The organism is Luteibacter mycovicinus (assembly GCF_000745235.1).
Lineage (GTDB): Bacteria > Pseudomonadota > Gammaproteobacteria > Xanthomonadales > Rhodanobacteraceae > Luteibacter > Luteibacter mycovicinus.
Genome location: NZ_JQNL01000001.1, coordinates 1,025,818 through 1,042,606 on the forward strand (window position 1 = coordinate 1,025,818; position 16,789 = coordinate 1,042,606).

The following is a 16,789-nucleotide window of genomic DNA, read 5'->3' on the forward strand; positions in this document are numbered from 1 at the left end:
CCGCTCAGACCGCCACAGGCGCCTTGATCGCCGGATGCGGATCGTAATCCGCAATCGCGACATCCTCAAAGCGGAAGTCGAAGATCGACTTCACCTCCGGGTTCAGCACCAGCTTCGGCAACGCACGCGGCTCACGCGCCAGCTGCGTCGTCGCCTGCTCCAGATGATTCGAATACAGATGCGCGTCGCCCAGCGTATGCACGAAGTCGCCCACTTCCAGCCCGGTGACCTGGGCGATCATGTGGGTCAGCAATGCGTAGCTCGCGATGTTGAACGGAATACCGAGGAAGATATCGCCCGAACGCTGATACAGCTGGCACGACAACCTGCCATTGGCCACGTAGAACTGAAACATCGTGTGGCACGGCATCAGCGCCATATTCGGCAATTCGCCGACGTTCCACGCCGAGACGATCAGCCGGCGCGAGTCGGGATTGCGCTTGATCTCTTCCACGACCCAGGCGATCTGGTCGACCACCTTACCGTCGGCCGTCGGCCACGCGCGCCACTGGCGTCCGTAGACGGGACCGAGGTCGCCGTTGGCATCCGCCCATTCGTCCCAGATGCGGACGCCGTTGTCCTTCAGGTAACCGATATTGGTATCGCCCTGCAGGAACCAGATCAGCTCGTGGACGATCGACTTGATGTGCAGTTTCTTCGTCGTGACGAGGGGAAAGCCCTTCGACAGGTCGTAGCGCATCTGCCAGCCGAACACGCTGCGCGTGCCTGTGCCGGTACGGTCGGCTTTCTCGGCGCCGTGGTCGAGGACATGGCGGAGGAGTTCGAGGTAAGGCTGCATGGCGTCGAGGGTATCAGGTGGCTGTCGCCGCCACCGGCGCGACAGGCGCGTACGGTGCGCGGCGCGAGAGCGCCAGCAGCAGGATGCCGAGCGCGATCAGCGGCAGCGAGAGGATCTGGCCCATGGTCACCCAGCCGAAGGCGAGGTAACCCAGCTGTGCGTCCGGTACGCGCACGAATTCGATGATGAAGCGGAAGCAACCGTAAAGCAGGCCGAACATGCCGGAGACCGCGTAGCGCGGGCGCGGCTTCATCGAGAAGATCCACAGCACCACGAACATCACCACGCCCTCGAGCGCGAATTCGTACAGCGGATTCGGATGCCGCGGCAAGGCGTCGGGTGCATGCGGGAAGATCATGCCGATCGGCAGGTCGGTCGGCTTGCCCCACAACTCACCGTTGATGAAGTTGCCCAGGCGGCCGAGACCCAGTCCCAGCGGCACCAGCGGCGCCACGAAGTCGATGGTGTCGAAGAGCTTGATGCCGTTGCGTCGCGACCAGAAAAGACCAGCCAGCACCACGCCGATCAGACCGCCGTGGAACGACATGCCGCCGTCCCAGACCCGGAACAGCGCCACCGGATCGGTCCAGATCCAGTTGATCGGCGTGTAGAACAGCATGTAGCCGACGCGCCCGCCCAGCACCACGCCCATCATCAGATAGAACATGAGGTCGCCCAGGCGCTCCGAGCTGACCGGCAGACGGCCCTGGCGACGGCGGTACTCACCCAGCGACCAGCCACCGAGAAAGCCTCCCAGGTACATCAGGCCGTACCAGTGGACCTGAAGAGGGCCCAGCGAGAGGGCGACGGGATCGAAATTGACGACGAACGGAGTGCTCATGGACGGCCTGGGTCAAACGCAGACGTCAAGTGTACCGCCTTGCCGTACCGGCGCGAATGGGCTATATCCCGGCGCGGGGCATCGTCCGGGGGGATGGTGCCGACATGGATGCATCACCAGGGGAGATTCCGATGAACCACCGTTTCGTGCGGCCGCTGCTGGCCGCGCTTTGCCTCGCCACGACCGCCGCCAGCGCAGCGAATCTGATTCCGGTAGCGGACTTCGCGCGCCGCATGCCGCTGACCGAGCCCAGCCTGTCTCCGGACGGGCAGTATGTCTCGATGGCGTATCACGATCCCGATGGCAAGAATCATGGCCTGGCGATCTATCGCGTGGGCGAGATGGGCAAGCCCGTCACGCTGATCCGCATGCCGCCGTACGAAATGCCCGCCGGCATGATCTGGGCAAGCAACACCCGGCTCGTGGTGGCGCGGGGCAAGGTCGACGGTTCCATCGGCGCCGCCTCGTACACGGGCGAACTGATGGCGATCGACGTCGACGGCAAGAATGCCGACTATCTGTTCGGCTACGAGAATTACGGAAAGCGCGCTGGCACGCGCTCGCTGGATCGCGGCTGGGGCACCATCGAAGGTGCGCCCATCGAAGCGAACGGCCATTTCTACATGCGCGCCACCCTCTGGAACGATCAGGGCCACAGCACGCTTTACGACGTGGACGCGCAATCGAGCGCACGCCGGCTGATGGCCGACATCGGCGACCGCGACATGCGTTTCATGATCGCGCCCGATGGCACGGCACACTACGCCTTCGGCACGGGCGACGACTTCAAGTGGACCGTGTATCACCGCGAGGGCACGGGCTGGGCGAAAGTGGCCCGTAACCCGGACCATCACGCGTTCCTGCCCGTCGCATCCGTCGCGAACAGCAGCAACCGCATCTATGCCGAGTACAGCCCCGGTGGCCAGGGCGGTGAATTCGTCGAGCAGGACGAGGACGGCGGCAACCTGAAGGTGATCCGCAAGGACGACTTCGGCTGGGTCTCCGCCAATGGCCTGTGGACGCCCGCCCCGCTCCGCCCCTTCGGTACCGTGACCGACACCGGCATCCCGAAGGCCGAATACATCGATCCGCAGGCGCCCATCGCCAAGCTCCATCTGGCCCTGTCGCAGAAATTCCCCGGCAGCTTCGTCAAGTTCGTCGACTTCAGCCGCGACGGCGGCCAGCTGATGTTTGCCGTCGTCAGCGATCGCGAGCCCGGCCGCTACATGCTGATCGACACGAAGACGTACAAGGTCAGCAAGCTGTTCGACGCCAAGCCGTGGATCGATCCCGCGCAGATGGCGGAACGCCGCCCGTTGCGCTTCAAGGCCAGCGACGGCATGGAACTCGAGGCGATCCTCACCTTTCCCAAGGGCCGCCCGGAAGCGAACCTGCCGATGGTCCTGCTGCCCCACGGCGGCCCGCACGGCATCTCGGACGACTGGTATTACGATACGGACGCGCAGTTTCTCGCCAACCGGGGCTACCTGGTCCTGCAGGTCAACTATCGCGGCTCGGGCGGCCGCGGCAGCGAGTTCGAAAAAGCCGGCTTTCTGAAGTGGGGCACCCGCATTCAGGAAGATCTGATCGACGGCGTGAAGTGGGCGATCGGCCAGCACTTCGCCGACCCCGCCCGCGTCTGCGTGTTCGGCGCCAGCTTCGGCGGCTATTCGGCCCTGATGACGCCCATACGCGCGCCGGGGGTCTTCAAGTGCGCGGTCGCCTACGACGGCGTCTACGACCTCGACATGATGTACAACAAGGGCGACATCAAAACCGAAAAATCCGGCCGCAGCTACCTCACCACGGTGATCGGCCGCGATCAGGCCGACCTTGCCGCCAATTCGCCGACGCACCTGGCCGACAAAATCGACGTGCCCGTCTTCCTCGTCCACGGCGAAGACGACGAACGCGCGCCTTTCGCCCAGTTCAAGGCCATGAAGGCCGCCCTCGACGCGGCACACAAACCGTATGAAACGCTGACCAAGCCGGACGAGAAGCATGGTTTCGTCAAGCCCGAGAACATCGAGGAGTTCTACAACCGCCTGCAGGCGTTCCTGGCGAAGAACATAGGGTCGTGACTTCCGCCGGTTGCCCCCGTCACGTCGCACGCGTTATCTTCGCGTGATCGTCCGGCCCGAGTGGGGTGTGACGGGGGCTTGGGAGGCTTCAGGGTATGCAAGTGAGTTCCGGGCAGAGGCGCCACGTCGCAGGTCGACACGCGGCGCTCGCCATCGCGCTCGGGGCCTGCCTGCTCGCTCCGGCCGCCAGCGCACAACAAAGCTCGCCGTCCTCGGCGGAACTGCTGGCACCGGTCAATGTGACGGTGACCGGCTCGCGTATCCGCGGTACCGACGTCGAGACCGCGCAACCTGTCTTCACCCTCGACCGCCAGGCCATCCGTGCCACGGGGCTCACCAGCCTCAGCGACATCATCGCCCGGCTGCCCTCGGCGGGCACCCCCGAAGTCACCCCGCAGGACACCCTGTCCTCCAGCGGTGACGCCGGTGGTCGCTATGCAAACCTGCGCAACCTCGGTGCCGTGCGCACCCTGGTGCTCGTCAACGGCCGGCGCTGGACGACCAGCCTCGGTGGCCTCACCGACATCTCCACCATCCCGGTGTCGATCGTCGAGCGCATCGAAGTGCTCAAGGACGGCGCGTCGTCGATCTACGGGTCCGACGCGATCGGTGGCGTGGTCAACATCATCACCACGGACCGCTTTGAAGGCGCCACGGCCGACGTGCAGTACGGCGTCAACGGTCATGGCGACGGCGCGCAGAAGAACGGCACCTTCACCTGGGGCAAGAGCACGCAGAACGCCTCGATCATCCTCGGCGCCAGCTACGAAGACGGCGACGATCTCAGAGATGCCAAGCGTTCGCTCACCGCCTCGCCGGACGGCCCCCGCCATGCCGACAGCGGCTTCGGCATGGGCCCCTATGGAGGCGTGATCGATCCGCGTTCGCCCGGCACCGCGTACGTGATCAACCACGCCGGCGGCGTGGTCGGCGATACCGCGAACCTGGCCAACTACCATCCGTACGACGTCGACAGCAATGCGGACAAATACGCCACCACGCGCGACATGACGTTCCGCGCGGGCAGCAAGTTGCGCAACCTGTTCGGCACGGGTCGCTACAACCTGACCGACGACATCACCCTGCGCGGCATGGCCAGCTACGGCGTGCGCGACACGCATTGGCAGGCTGCGGGCTATCCGCTGGAAAGCGGCTCGGGTCGCGGCGAACCGCTGGTGATCGACGCGAACAACGCCTATAACCCGTTTCCGGGCTACGACACGTCTTTCTTTCGCCGCCTGACGGAAATTCCCCGGATCACCTGGGCGAAAAGCAAGACGATGCACCTGGACGGTGGCGCCGAAGGCACGTTCCAATGGGGTGAGCACACCTGGAACTGGGACGTGACCTACGCCTATTCCGAAGCGCGTGCCAGCCGGACCACCAGCGGCAACATCGACCTCGACCATGCGCGCAAGGCACTCGGCGCGACGACGACGGTCGATGGTCGGCTCGCCTGCGCGGACGCCGCCGATCGCGCGGCCGGCTGCGTGCCCTGGAACATTCTGGCGGGGCCCGGCGGCACGCCGGACGCCGCATGGAACTACGTGACCTCCACCGGCACGTCACACCAGACCACGCGCACCAACGACGTCATCGCCAACCTCACCGGTGGCGTGCTCGACCTTCCGGCAGGCACCCTGCGTGTCGCGGGCGGCATCGAGCACCGCAACGAGACCGGCCGGTATACGCCCTACCCCGCCGACTCCGCGGGACTGACGACGCAACTGGCCAGCGCGCCCACGGCGGGCGGCTACATCGCCAACGAAGCCTACGTCGAGCTCGACGTACCGCTGCTCGCCGACCTGCCGCTTGCCCATGAGCTGGCGGTCAACGTGTCGTCGCGCTACTCGCATTACTCCGCTTTCGGCGGCCGGACCAACGACAAGTACAGCTTCCGCTGGAAGCCGTTCGACGATCTCCTGCTGCGCGGGACGTATGCGGAAGGATTCCGTGCGCCGACGGTGGCCGATCTCTACGCCGGCACCAGCGAGAGCTTCGAGAGCTTCCTCGATCCGTGCGACAGCGCGTACGGTGCCGCCGCGGGCAACGCCGCCGTCGCCGCGCGTTGTGTCGCCTCGGGCGTCCCGGCCAGCTATCGCCAGACCGATCAGTCGGGCGCGCAGATCAACTCGGCGACCGGCGGGCAGAACCCGAACGCGTTCAGCGCTGGCGCCAATCCCGCGCTCAAGCCCGAGTCGTCGATCACCCGCACCGCCGGAATGGTCTACAGCCCCAGCCAGATCGACGGTCTGGATGTCACGCTCGATTACTACAAGGTCGACATCGAGGACGTCATCACCCCGATCCTGGCCGGTGACATCCTCAATTTCTGCTACGTCGGTAACGACCCGGCGTACTGCGGCCGCTTCACGAGGGCGACGAACGGGACCATCACCTCGCTCGACGAAAGCCTGGCCAACCTCGGCTCGCTGCGCACGGAAGGCTACGATCTGGGCCTGCACTACCGGTTCCCCGTCACCCACTTCGGCGAATTCGCACTGCTTTCGGACAGCACCTATCTGAAGGACTACACGCAGGTCAGCAGCCCCGGCGCCGCGCCGCGCCACCTGGCCGGGTACATGAATGGGGTGCAGGGCCTCTACCGCGTGCGTTCCAACCTGTCGCTGGACTGGTCGCTGAAGCGCTTCGGCGCCACGTGGACGGTGCGATATTTCTCCGGACTCAACGACAGTTGCTGGTCGGCCGATGTCGAGTGCAATCACCCCGAGAAGGTCAACGCACTGACGGGCGCCACCGGAATCAGCCATAAGGGCGGCGTCGCGTTCCACGATGCGCAGCTACGCTGGCAGGCACCGTGGAATGGCAGTTTCCGCGTCGGCATCAATAACGTTTTCGCCCGCAAGGGACCGTTGTTCTACAACGTCTCCGCGGCCGGCGGCGGCAGCCCGCCGTACAACCCGGCATACGATGTCGACCGTTATTTCTACGTGGGTTACCAGCAGCGGTTCTGAGCCACTCGCAAGATCCACCGCATTTCGAACGATCCAATCGCATCCGTAATTTCGGATAGGAATCGTTCTCAAATCCTTGCGGTCATATGACAGCCGCGTTATGTTCCCGTTACGTCGCACAGCGCCCAGGGTCGGCGCGACGTGAGTGTCCCCACACTCCAGGCCCTTCGATACCCCCATCAACGAGTGCCGTCAGCGGCGCTTCTACAAGCTGTTCAGCCTTGCCGCAAAGCAGGGCCAGGGAGAGTTTTACCTCATGAAAAGCAACACCCTGTTCGCGCGCTCCGGCGTGCTGAAGCGCACGGCGCTTGTCTCGGCGCTCGGCGCCTGCCTGCTGGCCGGTTCGGTCCACGCGCAGAGCACCGTCGGCGACATCTACGGCAGCGCCGCGGCCTCGCAGACCATCCAGATCCAGAACCTCGGCTCCGGCGCCTCGCGCACCGTCGTCGTGGGCGAAGACGGCCGCTATCGCGCGTCGTCGCTGCCGATCGGCAGCTACCGTATCAACGTGCAGCAGAACGGCCAGACCGTTTCGACGCGCGACATCAACATCGTCGCCGGCCAGTCCGCGCAGGTGAACTTCAACGCGTCGTCGGCCGACACCAGCGCCGCCGCGCTGGACACGGTCACCGTGTCCGCCAACGCCCTGTCGGCCATCGACGTGGCCTCGGTCGAGTCGCGCACCAGCTTCACGGCCGACCAGCTGAACTCGCTGCCGGTCCCGCGCAACGTCGTCGACGTGGCCGCGCTGACCCCGGGCACCGTCAAGGGCGACTCCGCGTTCGGCAACCTGCCGTCGTTCGGCGGCGCCTCGGTCGCCGAGAACAGCTACTACGTCAACGGCTTCAACGTCACCAACCTGTACAACAACCTGTCGTTCTCGGAAGTGCCGTTCCAGGCCATCCAGCAGCTCGACGTGCAGACCGGTGGCTACGGCGCGCAGTACGGCTTCTCGACCGGCGGCGTCACCTCGGTGATCACCAAGCGTGGCACCAACGAGTGGAAGGGCGGCGCCAGCTGGGTTTACACACCCGCGTTCGGCCGCGAGCAGCAGCCGACCACGTACACCAAGGACGGCGCGCTGTATCGCACGTACCAGAAGAACAGCGACAACGACAACGTCTACTCGGCATGGCTGGGCGGCGCGCTGATCAAGGACAAGCTGTTCTTCTACGGCATTTTCCAGTCGCATCGCGAGACGGAAACCAATTACCAGGCGACCACCTCGACCAAGCCGGCCGAGCGCAACACGTACAGCGATCCGTTCTATCTGATCAAGATGGACTGGAACATCAATGATTCGAACATCCTCGAGTGGACGGGGATGAACAACACGAAGCACACGACGAACCAGTACTACAACCAGGCCATCGGTGACGACGGCAAGCCGTCCACCACGGATTTCCTCGGTCGTCGCAACGTCAAGACCGGCGGTGCGGTCAACGTCTTCAAGTACACCAGCTACCTCACCGACGACCTGACGCTGTCCGCGCAGTGGGGCAAGATGAAGAGCAAGAACTCTTCGGACTATGTCAGCGCCGACGGTACCCGCACCACCTATGACGGCAACATCAACGGCGCCAATACCGGCTGCCCGTACGTCATCGACCGTCGCACCAGCACAGCCAGCGGCGTCACCGATCCGTACGCGTCGTGCTATCTGTCCAGCACCATCGACCGGTTCAACGGCGAAGACCAGCGCACGGCCTATCGCGTCGACCTCGACTGGAAGATCGGCGACCACGACCTCTCCGGCGGTTTCTCGCGCGAGAAGTGGAAGTCCGACTCCGGCCAGAGCTACGCGGGCGGCGCGCTGTACTACTACCGCACCGACACCGCCGGCAACCTCGGCCCGGCCGGTAACGACTACGTCTCGGTGTACAACTACCGCACCGGCGGTTCCGTCGCGATCGACCAGAAGTCCTGGTTCCTGCAGGACAACTGGCAGGTGAGCGACAAGGTCCTCGCGTACATCGGCGTGCGCAACGACTCGTTCAACAACAAGAACGGCGCCGGTGAAAACTTCGTCCGTCAGGGCAACATCTGGCAGCCGCGCCTCGGCTTCTCGTGGGACGTCTTCGGCGATTCGACCACCAAGGTGTTCGGTACCGCCGGTCGCTACTCGCTGCCGATCGCCGCCAACGTCGCCCTGCGCGCCGCTACCGCCTCGTACTACACCTCGCAGCCGTTCGCTTATTCGGGCGTCGACAGCGTGACGGGTGTGCCGACCCTGGGTGCCGCCCTCGGCCCGCAGCAGATCGTCAATGGCGAGAACGGCAGCACGCCAGACCCGCGCTCGGTCGCAACGAAGGACCTGAAGCCGTACTCGCAGGATGAGTACATCCTCGGCTTCCAGCACCGCGTCACCAGCGACAACGACTTCTTCAACGACTGGGTGGTCGGCGCGAAGGCGACGTGGCGCAAGCTCAACAACGCGATCGACGACACGTGCGACTGGCGTCCGTTCTACGCGTACGGTCAGTCGCTCGGCCTGAACATGGACGCCAACGGCGACCAGTTCACCCCGCCGTCGACGATGCCGGGCTGCTTCATCTACAACCCGGGCAGCAAGGTCTCCGTGGACGTCGATCTCGACGGCAGCGGCCAGCTGCGTAACGTCACGCTCCCGGGCACGGCGTTCGGCACGAAGGCAAAGCGCACGTACGAGTCGGTGACCCTGTCGGCCGAGAAGGCGTCGGACAAGTGGTACGTCAACGCGTCGTACACCTGGTCGAAGAACCGTGGCAACACCGAAGGTCTGGTTAACTCGGACAACGGCCAGATGGACACGGGCACGACCAGCGCGTTCGATTACCCGGAACTGATGACCGGCGCCACCGGTTACCTGCCGAACGATCGTCGCCACAGCTTCAAGATCTACGGCGGCTACAAGATCACCCCGGAATGGTCGGTGGGCGTGAACGGTCTGCTCGAGTCCGGTCGTCCGACCAGCTGCTTCGGCGGCGGCGATGAAACCGTCGGCGGCATCCCGGGCTACAACTCCGAGTTCTTCTACTGCGAAGGCAAGATCTCGGGCCGCGGCCGCGCCAAGCGTCTGCCGTGGACCTGGACGCTCAGCCCGAACGTCGTCTACACCCCGGCCGCGGCCAAGGGTCTGACGGTTCAGCTGGACATGATCAACCTGCTCAACAACGACAAGCCGACGGCGATCAACGAGATCGGCGAGAGCGCGGGTCAGACGTTCTATTCGTCGACCTATCGTGTGCCGAGCTACTACCAGACGCCGCGTTACTTCCGTCTGATGGTGCAGTACGACTTCAGCCTGTAAAGGTTGGGTTGCGTCGCCGCTTCGGTGACGCGTTATGAAGAAGGGCCGTCCGGTTGGGCGGCCCTTTTTTTGTGGTCTGGCGGGCTCGGCTTCGCCGTCGCTTTTGCCTTTGCGCGCTGTAGCGAGGGAGCCGTCGGCTGCCATGCCTGTCGCTAGGTCCTCCTACGGCCTTCGCCTTCGTGCGGAAACGCTCCAGGCACGGCAGCCGACGGCCCCCTTCGGACGGTGCGCTGGGTTCATGGAAGAGCGAAAGCACGCGTCGAACGAGAGCGCGAGGTGCCCGACCTGCGCGACATGATCGGTCGATATTTTGATAGCTTGTGTTGGTTGCTGGCGGAAACGAGCCCCACATTTTCGAACGAAACGGAGAGAGGCGATAGCTGGATGAATGCGAACACGATGATCGCTGGCGCGCTCGCGCTGGGCATGCTCGTTGTTGAGGTACCCGCGTCGGCACAGGCGAATCGCGACGACATCGATGGCCTGGTCAAAGCCGTGATGAATGAAACCTATGGCCAGACCTATGACGCGCAGAGCAACTGTTGGGCGTTTGCGTGGAAGAACGATCAGGGTGAATCAACGGACTACTGCATGCGTCCCGGCACGCCGCAGATCGTCGATGGCCCTCGTGGAAAGACCCTGTACCTGAATGCGTTCAGCGTTATTGTCATGCAAGGCGACAGCCCGTACCGCTACGCCCATGTCCAACCCGGCCTGATGGGCGCTTTCAAGATCCATGTCGGAGGTGCTCAGGGATGGACGTATGAGGCCTACGACAGCGGAACCGATTACGGCAGCATGGGTGATTGCGGGTGCTCACAGGCGCGACTGATCAAGCTGAGCAATGCGGGTGATTACGGCTGGATTTTCGTCAGCGGTGGCACGTGGCAGGAGATGACTGTGGGGTTCTACAGCATCGTTACTGCCATCAAGGGTCGTATGACCGATGTCAGCAAGATTCCGCAGGTGACCGAAGGCGCGCAAGGCGTCAGGTACGATGTCAGCGTGAAGGAAGATCCCACTGCGAAAGGTTTCTTTCCCTTGCGCGTAGTAAAGACCACGAAGGGTGCAAAGGTCGAGGCATTCGACGTGCCCTTCAATACCGCCCGATCAACGTACGCCTTGCCCGCCGGCCGCTGACGCGACGGTAAATTGGCCGATATTCTCATGACGCAACGTCGATTTTTTTGCTAGCTTGTATCTGTTGCCTGCGGGATCGCATTCCACGCATCGCAGGCAACCATCGCTCAAAGCGGTGAGCGCGGACCAGGGGTGTACCACCACCACAAGGTCCGCTGACCCTAATCAACGCAGAAGGTTGACCATGGCTATGCCAAATACTAAGGCATTCTCACGCGTGCCGCTTCCCGGCGACACTCCCCTCAACGGTTACCGGGCCGTCTGCCGATCTCGCAGACACGGTTGAAGAACCGCGGCGCCGGCCGTTGCTGGTTGAGTTTTTTCTTGCCGTAGCTATCCGGCGCGTTGCCGTGTGGCCGCAAGACAGCGACTGGCGTTGCGAACCACTTCTTGAACACACCGCCCGGCGTCCGGTCACGGACAGGCCGATGAGGCTCATCGTGCGAGCGATGGTGGCACGCCTTTGCGTTTTGGCGTGCCACAACTCGGGGCGGGGTGAATCGCCAACAGGGCTGGCTCCTACCAGAGCGGGGCTTTGTGCGGCATGCATGGAGATGACTATGGAAAAGTTTGGAACGGTTGGCGAAGGAAGTTTTTGTATCGACCCCGAGGCGAGCGTCAACGCATTGTTGAATGACGCTAACGAGTTGTTGCAGTACGCGCGGGGCATCACGGATCTGCTTGTCGAGTCGCTGCAGGAAGACGAAATTCCTGAGCGTCAGCGCACGCTACTTGCGCTGGGAGGTGTCGGTGCGTTGATTACGATGGGTGTGCAGTGTGTGGCGCGGGCGCACGCGAAGATGGCGTGGGACAAGGTGTGATGTTGGAACCGCCGGTGCGGGTGGATGCAACGCTTCGTTCGCCATGTTGAGCGCTGAGGGTTCGCGAGCGGGCTCGCTCCTACAACGATCCGGGGTGCGTCAGCGTTCGGAGGGGCGTCGGCGCCTGGCGTTCCTGGAGCGATTCCGCACGTAGGCGAAGGCCGGAGGAGGACTTAGCGACAGGAATGGCAGGCGGCGACGCCCCCTGCCGCGAGGCAAGCTTTTCGCCCACAGGGCGGGCTCCTACAAGTACGGCGTTCCCAACCGTTTGGATCACAGAAACGGCGGCTGGAATGGGACAAGGTGCGAGGACGTACCCGCGGCCGCCCTTCGTACGAACGATCTCACCATTTCGGAGGGGCGTCGGCGTCTGGCGTTCCTGGAGCGATTCCGCACGTAGGCGAAGGCCGAAGGAGGACTTAGCGACAGGAATGGCAGGCGGCGACGCCCCCTGCCGCGAGGCGAGCTTTTCGCCCGCAGGGCGGGCTCCTACAGGTACGGCATCTCCGAACGTTTCGTCACAGGACGAGGGGACGATCAGGGAGCTGGTTTTCGCGGGGTTCGCCGTCGCTGGGAAAGTGACGGGTGAGGAGTGCGCCGGCTTCGGCGACGCCGGTTTGTACGGCTTCGCGGTAGTGGCCGTTGGCGAACTCGTCGCGCATGTGCGCGGTGATGGCATCCCATTCGGCCGGAGCGACGACGCGCGAGATACCACGGTCGGCGACGATCTCGATGCGGTGTTCCGCCAGCAGCACGTAAAGCAGCACGCCCGAATTGTCCTCGGTGTCCCACACACGCAGATGCGAAAACAACATCGCGGCACGATGGCGCGCGGTGACGCCCGAGGCGACCGCGGAAACCGGCAAACGCGACTCGATCACCACGCGCAACTCACCGCGATGCGTGCCCTCACCTGCCGCGACCGTCTTAGCGATCGCATCCAGTGCCGACGCCGGAAACTGCCGCCCGATCTGGAACCACGCGCCGAACAGGTTGGTAACGATACGTTGCATGTCCATCACCAGCTCCCCGACGATCCGCCGCCACCGAAACTGCCGCCGCCTCCGCTGAAGCCGCCGCCTCCGCCGCCACCCCCGCCGAAGCCACCACCGCCAAATCCACCGCCACCGCCCCAGCCGCCGAAACCGCCCCAGCCACCGCCGCCGATGTCACGGCCGCCACCGAGGGGCACGGCCATGAACAGCGCGCCGGCGACGAGACCGATGACGCCACCAAGGAGTGAGCCAAGCAACAGCCACGCGAGGCCACCCGTGATCACGCCGCCCACCGGTGCGCGCACGCCAATTGACGCGCGGCCCAGGATGCCGCGAAGAAACAGCACGCCGAACAGCAATGGGAGCAACAAGCTGCCGCCTCCGCCGCGACGTCGCTCGTGGCTTTCGTCCGGCGCGACCGGCGCGGGCAACGCTTCGCCCTGCACGATCTGCGTGATCGCGTTGAGCGCTTCGGTGATGCCACCGTAGTAATCGTTCGTGCGCAACTTCGGCGCCATGTACTCGCGGATGATCCGCGATGCGATGGCATCGGGCAGCGCGCCCTCGAGGCCGTAGCCGACCTCGATGCGTACGCGCCGGTCGTTCTTGGCGAGAAGGAGCAGGACGCCGTCGTCAGTGCCCTTGCGACCGACCTTGTTCGTCTCGGCGACCTTGAGCGAATAACTCTCGAGGTCGTCCGGCTGGGTCGTCGGCACCATGAGCACGACGACCTGCGCGCCCTTCTGTTTTTCGAGGTCGGTCAGACGCGCATCGAGTTGCGAGACCTGATCGGCGGAAAGTGTGCCAGTCAGGTCCGTGACGTGCTTCGACAGGGTAGGCACCGCGGGGTCGTCCGCCGCCAGCGCCGCGACAGACGGCGCCAGCAGGGAGACGGCGAGCAGGAGCCGCGCCGCGAACCGCCGCATCAGTGAGCGGCCGAGGCTGCCGGGGCCGGGTTCTGCTGGGCGGGCGTGGGAGCCGGTGCCGCGTTGAAGTCGACCGTCGGCGCTGTGGAAATGGCCTTCTCGTTCTCGACGCTGAAGTTCGGCTTGACCTTGTAACCCATGACCTTGGCCGTGAGGTTGTTCGGGAACGAACGGATCAGCACGTTATAGGACTGCACCGCCTGCACGTAGCGGTTGCGCGCCACGGTGATCCGGTTCTCGGTGCCTTCCAGCTGGGCCTGCAGATCGCGGAACGAACCGTCCGCCTTGAGCTGCGGGTAGTTTTCGCTGACGACCATCAGGCGCGAGAGCGCGCCGGAGAGCTGGCCCTGCGCCGCCTGGAACTTGGCCAGAGCTTCCGGATCGTTGGCCAGTTCGGGCGTGATCTGGGTCGAGCCGACCTTCGCGCGGGCGTTGGTCACCTCGGTGAGTACGCGTTCTTCGTGCTGGGCGTAGCCCTTCACGGTGTTGACGAGGTTGGGGACGAGGTCGGCGCGACGCTGGTACTGGTTGAGTACCTCGGACCAGGCCGCCTTGACGCCTTCGTCTTCACGCTGGATAGCGTTGTAGCCGCACCCGGACAGGAATCCGGCCAGGGTGACGAGGGCGAAAGCGCGGAGGATGTTTTTCATGGCGGTGGATTCCTTGGGGTGTGCGGGGCACAACTTAACCCAAAGCCGCAAGAAAAAGCGTGGACGAGTCAGCCCAGGTAGCGCGGTACCAGGACCAGAGCCCAGCTGACGGCGACCATGACCAGCAGCAGGAACACGGCCGCCGACCCCATATCCTTGGCTCGCCCGGCCAGTTCGTGGAATTCCGGGCTGACCTTGTCGACCACGGCCTCGATCGCCGAATTGAGCAGCTCTGCCGACAGGACGAGGATCGGGAAGGTGATCAGGACGATCTTTTCCACGCCGCCCTGCCCCAGCCACAGGCCTAACGGGATGACCACGACGGCGAGAAAAACCTCAAGCCGGAACGAAGCCTCGTGCTTGTAGCAGGCTTTCAGGCCCTTCATGGACCACTGGAAAGCCGCGAAGATCTGCCGCGGCCCGCGCGGGACGGTGGTCGCCATGACGGGTCAGGCGCCGAAAACGGACGGAAGGAAGAGGGTCGGGAGCACGGAGCCGGCCTGGGGCTGTGAGTCAGTCCCATATGATGCCACAGCCCGGCTTCGGCCCGACTTAGATGGGGCGGGGGCCGACTTGTCCGTGGCGAATCGCCGCGCCCCTCTGGCGCTGCAACACAACGGGGCGGACCATTTGTATTACGCTTGAACGGTTGTGACTCCGTTCAGGGTCACGGCGATGGGAGCGGGCTTACGGGCCCGTTCGCTGTTTCCAATGCGTCCGGAAAATACATGGCAACCCAGAACCCGCCCGTTTCACAGACCAAGTCTTTCAGCACGGTCTTCCTCATCGAGATGTGGGAGCGCTTCGGCTTCTACGGCATGCAGGTGCTGATGGTCACCTACATGGTGAAGAAGCTCGGCTTCCCCGATGTCGACGCCAATCTCGTCTGGGGCGCGGCTTCCGCCCTGATCTACGCGACCCCCGCCATCGGCGGCTGGATCGGCGACAAATTCCTCGGCACCCGCCGTACCATGCTGACCGGTGCCGTCGTGCTCATGGTCGGCTACGCGCTGCTGTGGATTCCGACCAACAACACCTATTTCCTGTACGTCGCTCTCGGCGTGATCATCCTCGGCAACGGCCTGTTCAAGCCCAACGCCGGCAACCTCGTGCGCAAGATCTACGAAGGCGACGAGGTCAAGATCGACAGCGCGTTCACCATCTACTACATGGCGGTGAACGTCGGCTCGACCATCTCCATGATCCTGACGCCCTGGATCCGCGACTACGTCGGCGAGCACTACGGCGACGCACTGGGCTGGCACACCGCGTTCGGCGTCTGCTCCATCGGCCTGATCCTCGGTCTGATCAATTACTTCTTCATGCGCCGCACCCTGGCCCACGTCGGCTCGGCACCGGACGAACACCCGCCGGTGGCGAAGAACGTGCTCGGCATCATCGGCGCGGGCATCCTGATCATCGCCGCGTCGTCGTACATCCTGCAGAACCAGAGCGTCGCGCAGGCCTGTGTCTATATCGCGGGCGTCGTCATCCTCGGCATTTTCGCGTACCTCATCTACGCCAGCGAAACCGGTGAGCGCGCCGGCCTCATCGCCGCACTGGTGCTGACCATTCAGACGATTTTCTTCTTCATCTTCTACCAGCAGATGTCGACCTCGCTGAACCTGTTCGCGCAGCGCAACGTCGACCTCGACTTCAGCCTGTTCGGCCTGCACATCCTCACGTGGATCCCCGAGCAGTTCCAGTCGCTCAACGCCATCTGGATCGTGGTTCTGTCGCCGATCCTGGTCTGGATCTACAACGCCCTCGGTCGTCGCGGGAAGGACTTTCCGGTCGCCGCCAAGTTCGCCCTGGGTTTCGTCGCCGTGGCCGTCGGCTTCTTCATGTACGGTCTGGGCGCCACCACCGCGATCGCCGGCAAAATTTCCTCCTGGTACATGGTGTGGGGCTACGGCTTCTATTCGCTGGGCGAGATCCTGGTCAGCGGCCTCGGCCTCGCCATGATCGCGCGCTACGTGCCGGCACGCATGGGCGGTTTCATGATGGGCGCCTACTACGTCGCCTCCGGCGTGGCCCAGTACATGGGCAGCGTGGTGGCCAACTATGCCGCCATCCCGGACAACATCACCGACCCACTGGAATCGCTGCGCATCTACACCAGCCTGTTCAACAAGCTGGGCTTCGTGGGCGTGGGTTGCGTCGCCATCGCCGTGGCCATGCTGCCGCTGATGAAAAAGCTGTCGTTGAACCACGCGCTGGCCAACGTGCCGCCGGTTCCGCCGGTTCACAACGAAGACCTGTAAAACGGTGA

Annotated in this window: 12 protein-coding genes; 6 read left to right on the forward strand and 6 right to left on the reverse strand. The window is 64.2% G+C overall.

Annotated features, from left to right (window positions below):
- Positions 1 to 4 precede the first annotated feature (4 nt).
- A complete protein-coding gene (locus FA85_RS04680; protein WP_036111400.1) occupies positions 5 to 799 on the reverse strand; it encodes a thymidylate synthase in 795 nt (264 codons plus the stop codon).
- A 13-nt stretch (positions 800 to 812) separates the two neighbouring features.
- Positions 813 to 1,640: a prolipoprotein diacylglyceryl transferase gene (lgt, locus tag FA85_RS04685; protein ID WP_036111397.1), complete on the reverse strand. Its 828-nt coding sequence runs from the start codon at positions 1,638 to 1,640 to the stop codon at positions 813 to 815.
- 131 nt (positions 1,641 to 1,771) lie between these two features.
- Between lgt and FA85_RS04690 the strand changes: the two genes are divergently transcribed.
- From FA85_RS04690 to FA85_RS04710, 5 genes are all read left to right on the forward strand, one after another.
- Positions 1,772 to 3,721 carry an alpha/beta hydrolase family protein gene (locus FA85_RS04690; RefSeq protein WP_051943393.1) on the forward strand — a complete coding sequence of 650 codons (1,950 nt, stop codon included), beginning with the start codon at positions 1,772 to 1,774 and terminating at the stop codon, positions 3,719 to 3,721.
- 95 nt (positions 3,722 to 3,816) lie between these two features.
- Positions 3,817 to 6,696, forward strand: coding sequence for a TonB-dependent receptor plug domain-containing protein (locus FA85_RS22625; RefSeq protein ID WP_036111393.1), 2,880 nt, complete (start codon positions 3,817 to 3,819; stop codon positions 6,694 to 6,696).
- Positions 6,697 to 6,952: 256 nt separating this feature from the next.
- Positions 6,953 to 9,985, forward strand: coding sequence for a TonB-dependent receptor (locus tag FA85_RS04700; RefSeq protein WP_036111392.1), 3,033 nt, complete (start codon positions 6,953 to 6,955; stop codon positions 9,983 to 9,985).
- 276 nt (positions 9,986 to 10,261) lie between these two features.
- The gene (locus tag FA85_RS04705) at positions 10,262 to 11,125 is read left to right on the forward strand and encodes a hypothetical protein (RefSeq protein WP_156108690.1); all 864 of its coding nucleotides are present in this window, start codon (positions 10,262 to 10,264) and stop codon (positions 11,123 to 11,125) included.
- A 560-nt stretch (positions 11,126 to 11,685) separates the two neighbouring features.
- The gene (locus FA85_RS04710; protein WP_036111387.1) at positions 11,686 to 11,946 is read left to right on the forward strand and encodes a hypothetical protein; all 261 of its coding nucleotides are present in this window, start codon (positions 11,686 to 11,688) and stop codon (positions 11,944 to 11,946) included.
- Between the two features lie 518 nt (positions 11,947 to 12,464).
- Here the strand turns inward: FA85_RS04710 and FA85_RS04715 are convergent.
- From FA85_RS04715 to FA85_RS04730, 4 genes are all read right to left on the reverse strand, one after another.
- Positions 12,465 to 12,959 (reverse strand): TPM domain-containing protein, encoded by a 495-nt coding sequence (locus tag FA85_RS04715; protein WP_343122851.1) that lies wholly within the window; start codon positions 12,957 to 12,959, stop codon positions 12,465 to 12,467.
- Positions 12,960 to 12,964: 5 nt separating this feature from the next.
- A complete protein-coding gene (locus FA85_RS04720) occupies positions 12,965 to 13,867 on the reverse strand; it encodes a TPM domain-containing protein (protein ID WP_036111383.1) in 903 nt (300 codons plus the stop codon).
- Entirely contained in the window at positions 13,867 to 14,517 is a 651-nt protein-coding gene (locus FA85_RS04725) for a LemA family protein (RefSeq protein WP_036111381.1), read from the reverse strand. Before FA85_RS04725 ends, FA85_RS04720 begins: the two co-directional genes overlap by 1 nt.
- Positions 14,518 to 14,585: 68 nt before the next feature.
- Positions 14,586 to 14,960, reverse strand: a complete 375-nt coding sequence (locus FA85_RS04730; RefSeq protein WP_036111379.1) for a diacylglycerol kinase — start codon at positions 14,958 to 14,960, stop codon at positions 14,586 to 14,588.
- A gap of 285 nt (positions 14,961 to 15,245) precedes the next feature.
- On the opposite strand from FA85_RS04730, the gene FA85_RS04735 reads away from it, so the two are divergent.
- On the forward strand, positions 15,246 to 16,781 hold the full coding sequence (locus tag FA85_RS04735; RefSeq protein WP_036111376.1) for a peptide MFS transporter: 1,536 nt from the start codon (positions 15,246 to 15,248) through the stop codon (positions 16,779 to 16,781).
- Positions 16,782 to 16,789 lie beyond the last annotated feature (8 nt).